Source organism: Elusimicrobiaceae bacterium (genome assembly GCA_017528825.1).
Classification (GTDB): domain Bacteria; phylum Elusimicrobiota; class Elusimicrobia; order Elusimicrobiales; family Elusimicrobiaceae; genus Avelusimicrobium.
Window position 1 is genome coordinate 1 of sequence record JAFXOI010000028.1, and the last position, 5,448, is coordinate 5,448.

Below are 5,448 nucleotides of genomic sequence, written 5' to 3' on the forward strand. Positions count from 1 at the left end.
CGTTGATTTGAAAAGGTTCTTCTTCGCTATATCTTACCCCGATTCCGCCGGTTTCACTGGCTCCATACAATTCAACCACCCGCTCGGCTCCGGCCTGTTTTAACCTATCAAACAATCCTTTTGGGCAAGGGCCTGTAGAGGTTACCGCCGTAACCCCCGAAGGGAATTTGTTTTCCGCCTTCAAAAAATATTCCCAAAACAGGGGAAACCCCGCCACTACATCTCCGCCACGTAGCAATGAGAACCATGGTTGCAGAGGAATAGGAGCAAGCGGCTGGCAAGGGATCTTAAACAAAGAAGAGAAAAACACCGCAAACGATAACCCATACAAATGTTGACGAGGAGTAAGCGTAATAAAACGATTGGCTTGTTGAAAGTGTTTTCCAACACTGAAACCTTCAATCTCCATCATTTTCTCTGTATGCAAACATTGTTTGGGTGCGCCCGTACTGCCGGAGGTGGCCAATTGCACAAATCTATTCTGCTCATAGGCATGATAGGCTTGCTCTGTAAGGTCTGATAAATGGACAAACTCTGCCGGTTCAAAACCAAAGAAAAGCCCCACTTGCTGTATGGCAGCACGTTGTACAGATTGTGGTATTTTTGGCAAATCTAACTCTTGCGGAGCATCAAAAAAAGCGAAAGTATCTAGCCGTTGTTTGACAAGTTCGGTACGAAAAATATCACTAATAATACAGCCAATTTGCTTACGCGAGAACATAAGGTTTTCCCTCTATATGCAGAATAGTTCCGGCAAATTGTTCCCGCATGGAAAAGGACACATTTTCTTTAAGATATTTGTCCAGTAACAGCAAACTGTGTGCACACGAACATATGGGCAATTGCGGCTGGCTGTGCGTGGTTACATCGTCGGTACGTGAAAGTTGCACTTTATCTAGTACAAATTGTGTGGTTTGAGTAGGTGCCGCGCTCACTACTAATGCCCCGGCCACCCGCGTGGCGGTAGCTTGCGGCTGATAAATCAAAGGATCAAATACCTTACTGTCCTTCTGAATTTGCTGTGTTAACAAAGGGTTAACGTCTTCCGTCAAAACAACTAGTACCTGCGAACACATTTTGTGGGTTAAAAATTGTTGTGCGGTAAGTAAAGCTCCTGCAAAAGAAGAATCCAACTGCCCTGTAATGACGCAGGGCCCCTTGATATGCAGAAACATAGAAAGCAGTAAGGCCACGGAATTATGCACGGAACTGGCAAAAGCTGTCGGAGAGGATAATTCGTCGCCGTCTTCTATAATGCTATCCATAAATTTCAAGGTACTTCCCAATGCGCCGGCTCCTATAGCCATACTAATACCCATATTGGCTTGATCGGTTTTTTCTAATTTAGCGTGCGCTAAAGCCCGACAAGCACACAATAAAGCATTTTTGGAAATCTGTTCCGCACGACGCAAAGAACGCACCTCTACAAAAGGTGCCAACTCTTCCGGTTGGGCATCTGCCGTTAAACACGAAAATCCGTTAACATAGAGTTTAGAAAGCATCGCTCGCCCCCAGTACAATAGCGGCATTGCACCCGCCAAATGCCAGTGAATCCGACACCGCAAAACGTTTCTGAATAGATGTGTGTTGAGTGGTAGGTATGAGTTGTAATTTTTCATCCGGCGTGGTAAACCCAACCGTAGCCGGGAGTAAACGTTTATGTAACGCTTGAAGTGACAAAACCGCCTCTATTGCACCGGCAGCTCCCAGTGTGTGGCCGGTTGCTCCCTTTGAACCCCAAACCGGAACCTGAGGCAATATCGCATTAAAAGCGATAGATTCAGCACTGTCGTTGGCTTGGCTGGCTGTTCCATGTGCATTGATAAAGGCAATATCTTGTAGTTGCACTCCCGATTCTTTTAATGCAAAAGACAAAGCCTTTTGAAGGCCAATCCCTTGCGGATCAGGCGCCGTAGGATGAAAGCCATCACAAGCATTACCATAGCCAAGCACATATCCTTGGCAGGGTAATTTTAACTGCTGGGCTGTTTTCTGACTAGTTAACAGCAAGGCAGCCGCTCCTTCCCCGATATTAATACCTTGACGGGTTTTACAAAACGGGCGGCACCGTTCGGGCGTAGATACGAGCAAACGAATAAATCCATCATACGGACTTTCCGTAATTTCATCGGTTCCACCACACAAAACCACATCGCATAAATCCGTTTCTATCCAATTTTTGGCTAGACCAATCGCATCTGTTCCACTGGCACAAGCCGTTACCACTGTTTGAAAAGGTCCTTCAAAGTGAAAATAACTACTAACCCACTGCGCCAAGGGAGTATCTAAATAAGTTCTAAGCCCGGCAATATCTTGCGTAGACAATTGACCTTCTTTCCAATGACGATAAATAGGGAAACAATGAAAAGAAGGATGAACGGAAGCCCCGATGATAACGCCTACTCGTTTGGGGTCTAATTGCTGTGGAGAAATACCTGCTTGAGCAAATGCCTGTTTAGCTGCTTCTATAAAAAAGAACTGACTGTGCGTCATATCAGCCGGTTTATCTTTATATTCATGGGGGGGAACTAAAAACACGGGATATTTATGGGTGTAAGTACTGCTAACGCGCCCGGTGGGTAGCACAAAATACGCATCTGCGTTTAATACACCATTAAACGCATTTGTTACCGTGTTTCCACACGCACATAGGCAACCCATGCCTGCTACCGGCACCTGATTTGAAAACGTCATTTTTTACGATTTTTCTCAATGTAATCGGCTAATGTTCCCAAAGTTTTGAATACTTCACGGCCTTGTTGCATATTTTCAATTAAAATGCCGTATTTCTTTTGCAAAAGCATAATAAGTTCCACAGCATCCAAACTATCCAAACACAGGCCCGTATCGCCGAATATGGCATCATCCGCACCAAAACCGGAAATATCATTACCGCCCAGATCGATATTCTCAGTAATGAGCGTTTTAATTTCATCAATTGTTTGTTGTGTCATAGTCGTTCCACCAGTCAAAATAGTTAAAGAACTGATACGGATATTTTATACAAAATTCCGTTAAGCCGTCTATAAATTGTTGGGCATAGGGCTGATAGTACTGTTTGTTTGAGCCCGCGTCTTTCACATACATAGGCGCTAACACCAAACTACTCAACTGCCCGCGTTTTTCCCACGGGAAAAAAGCAATTACTATGGGGGCCCCCATGGCAGCCGCCAGACGATAAAAACTATAAGGCACGCGCACGGTGCCACCTAAAAACTGTACTTCTACCGCATTTTGCGGATTGCCAAATACTCTATCCGCCATGGCACATACAATTTCTCCTCTTTGAAGTGCGCTCATCATTTCCGGCACGCCGCCCAAGGGCCCTGCCGGATTAATCAGCGTAAAGGGGGCTTTCTTTCCGCTATGTTCCGCGACCATTTTATCATTGTCTTTAGGGTTATGGTAGTACAAAATATGCATCGGTGTATTCAAAAATTGCATACAATTAACCGCACTTTGCCAACATCCCACATGGGCCGTAAGTAGCAAAAGTCCTTTGCCTTGACCGATGAGGTCTTCACACATTTTTCGGGCTTGTGGGTCGGAAATAAACTGTGTACTTCCTAAAATTCCTAATGCGGCCCTATCAACTAGGGTCCTTGCAAAGGTTAAATTCAGACGAAAAGTATGCTTAAAAAATTCCCATTTTGTCTGGGGAGTAAATCGCCGCATGATATAAGCGCGAGATTTATTACGTACCGATTTGTGAAGACAATATACCAATACTAACGGATATAGAAATAAATAGGCAAGCGGGCGGCCGCCAAACGAAATTAACGCATATACAAAGCGATGTTTTAAGCGTGAAGCCATACTGCGGCCTGTGTTTTCTTCATGCACGTTCATGCAAACTCCTACGCAATATAAAGCCGATTATTGCTACCATCACAAATATAATCCCAGCCAGACAAGGCGCCACTACCAAAGAACCCAAAATCCACTCCCAAATACGTTGTAAGGCCTGCTTACCTAGTGTAGTCATTGTAAACTCTGTAAGCCAATGCCCGTGACGTAGAAAATATCCTACTTCAATGCATAATGCCGGTACAAAAGGGCCAATGCATAATTTTTCAAATCCGACACATAAGAGCCGGTTTAGGTTCCACCACCCCGCTCCCCAAAACAGCCACACTTGCCGAATCCCTATAAACGCAATTGAACCGCAAAAAATACCCCAAGCTGCAGATAAGGCATTACGAACGGTACTGCCCGGAGCGGTTAAATTACTTCGCAGTGTTTGCCAATAGTTTTGTTTCGTAAGCTGGCCTTCTATTTGCTGGTATTGACGGTGGGCAATGGGTAACATGGAACGTACCGTCAAATAAGTGTTTAGTACCGTTAGACGCAAATTATCCTTCCATTGGTTAAAGTGTGAAATCCGTTCTTTAGGATAACTAACAGAAACAGGTATTTCTTCAACTGAAAAACCAGCCCATAAAGCTCGCACCACTACTTCCACCTCAAAACTGTAACGTTTGCTCCGCAGGGTTAGTACCTGCAACACATCCACGGGATAACATCGATACCCGCTTTGAATATCATGGACTTCTTTTCCAGTCTGTACACGCACCCAAAAATTCCCGAATTTACGTCCGAAACGAGAAGCGAACGGAACGGTCTGATCAAATTTACGTACTCCGATAATCAGCGCTTGCGGATGTTGATTAGCGGCCTGAATAAAAAGCGGGATTTCACTGGGGTCATGTTGGCCGTCCGCGTCCACGGTAATGAGATGAGTAAATCCATGTTCTTTAGCCCAGCTAGCTCCTGCCAAAATAGCACTTCCCTTTCCCTGATTAGGGGTTTGCCGAAGGAAATGCACACTTAGTCCTTGTAAACACTTTTCGGGAGAGGCATCGCTTCCGTCATCCACCACCAATACATGCGGCCAAAATGCACAACATTTTTCAGCCACTTGTCGCAAAGTGGCCGCGTGATTATAGTGTGCAATGACAACTAAAAATGTTATTTGGGTTGTAACTTCCCCTGTTTCCATGCTTGGCATATTTTCTCGTAAAAAGCGGGTCTTTCGAATAGAACCTGCCGGTCCTTATCCATTAAAAGCTGTACACTATACCCACGAGCCATAACGTTTTTCTGCTCATCTAATATCGTAAAATCCACATTGAGCCGTACAGCTTGCGTATAAAACAAACGGGCTTTCACCTCGTAAGTATGCCCATAGGTAAGCGGAGCTAAATAATCCAAATGCATTTGTCGAACAGGCAAAAGGACTCCGTTTCTGAAAAAATCTCCATACCCTATTCCAAAGGCATCCCCTAAGGCCATACGGGCATCTTCACACATAGCTACATAGTGCCCATGCCATACAATTTGCATCACATCCATTTCGTGAAAACGTACGGTATGAAATATGGACTTTTCAAGAGGCGTAGGATCGGTGGCTTCTTGTTTGAAATAGGTATACTTTTTCATGATTTCCTC

General features: G+C 44.7%; 7 protein-coding genes. All 7 read right to left on the reverse strand.

Features of this window, described 5'->3' with window-relative positions:
* A partial coding sequence (locus tag IKN49_05425; protein ID MBR3632476.1) for an AMP-binding protein occupies nucleotides 1-721 on the reverse strand: 721 nt, incomplete at its 3' end.
* On the reverse strand, nucleotides 708-1,502 hold the full coding sequence (locus IKN49_05430) for a beta-ketoacyl synthase chain length factor (protein ID MBR3632477.1): 795 nt from the start codon (nucleotides 1,500-1,502) through the stop codon (nucleotides 708-710). The genes IKN49_05430 and IKN49_05425, both read right to left, overlap by 14 nt.
* A complete protein-coding gene (locus IKN49_05435; protein MBR3632478.1) occupies nucleotides 1,492-2,694 on the reverse strand; it encodes a beta-ketoacyl-[acyl-carrier-protein] synthase family protein in 1,203 nt (400 codons plus the stop codon). The genes IKN49_05430 and IKN49_05435 overlap by 11 nt, the downstream gene beginning before the upstream one ends.
* Nucleotides 2,691-2,954 carry a hypothetical protein gene (locus tag IKN49_05440; protein MBR3632479.1) on the reverse strand — a complete coding sequence of 88 codons (264 nt, stop codon included), beginning with the start codon at nucleotides 2,952-2,954 and terminating at the stop codon, nucleotides 2,691-2,693. The genes IKN49_05435 and IKN49_05440 overlap by 4 nt, the downstream gene beginning before the upstream one ends.
* Nucleotides 2,935-3,849 (reverse strand): lysophospholipid acyltransferase family protein, encoded by a 915-nt coding sequence (locus tag IKN49_05445; protein MBR3632480.1) that lies wholly within the window; start codon nucleotides 3,847-3,849, stop codon nucleotides 2,935-2,937. The genes IKN49_05440 and IKN49_05445 overlap by 20 nt, the downstream gene beginning before the upstream one ends.
* Nucleotides 3,836-5,008 carry a glycosyltransferase family 2 protein gene (locus IKN49_05450; protein MBR3632481.1) on the reverse strand — a complete coding sequence of 391 codons (1,173 nt, stop codon included), beginning with the start codon at nucleotides 5,006-5,008 and terminating at the stop codon, nucleotides 3,836-3,838. Before IKN49_05450 ends, IKN49_05445 begins: the two co-directional genes overlap by 14 nt.
* The coding region (locus IKN49_05455; GenBank protein ID MBR3632482.1) for an acyl-CoA thioesterase at nucleotides 4,969-5,448 on the reverse strand (480 nt) is incomplete at its 5' end. The genes IKN49_05455 and IKN49_05450, both read right to left, overlap by 40 nt.

Bases quoted from the DNA above. Each gene is read 5' to 3' on its own strand.
- IKN49_05440 (MBR3632479.1), bottom strand. From the start codon at position 2,954: ATGACACAACAAACAATTGATGAAATTAAAACGCTCATTACTGAGAAT.
- IKN49_05445 (MBR3632480.1), bottom strand. From the start codon at position 3,849: ATGAACGTGCATGAAGAAAACACAGGCCGCAGTATGGCTTCACGCTTA.
- IKN49_05450 (MBR3632481.1), bottom strand. From the start codon at position 5,008: ATGCCAAGCATGGAAACAGGGGAAGTTACAACCCAAATAACATTTTTA.
- IKN49_05435 (MBR3632478.1), bottom strand. From the start codon at position 2,694: ATGACGTTTTCAAATCAGGTGCCGGTAGCAGGCATGGGTTGCCTATGT.
- IKN49_05430 (MBR3632477.1), bottom strand. From the start codon at position 1,502: ATGCTTTCTAAACTCTATGTTAACGGATTTTCGTGTTTAACGGCAGAT.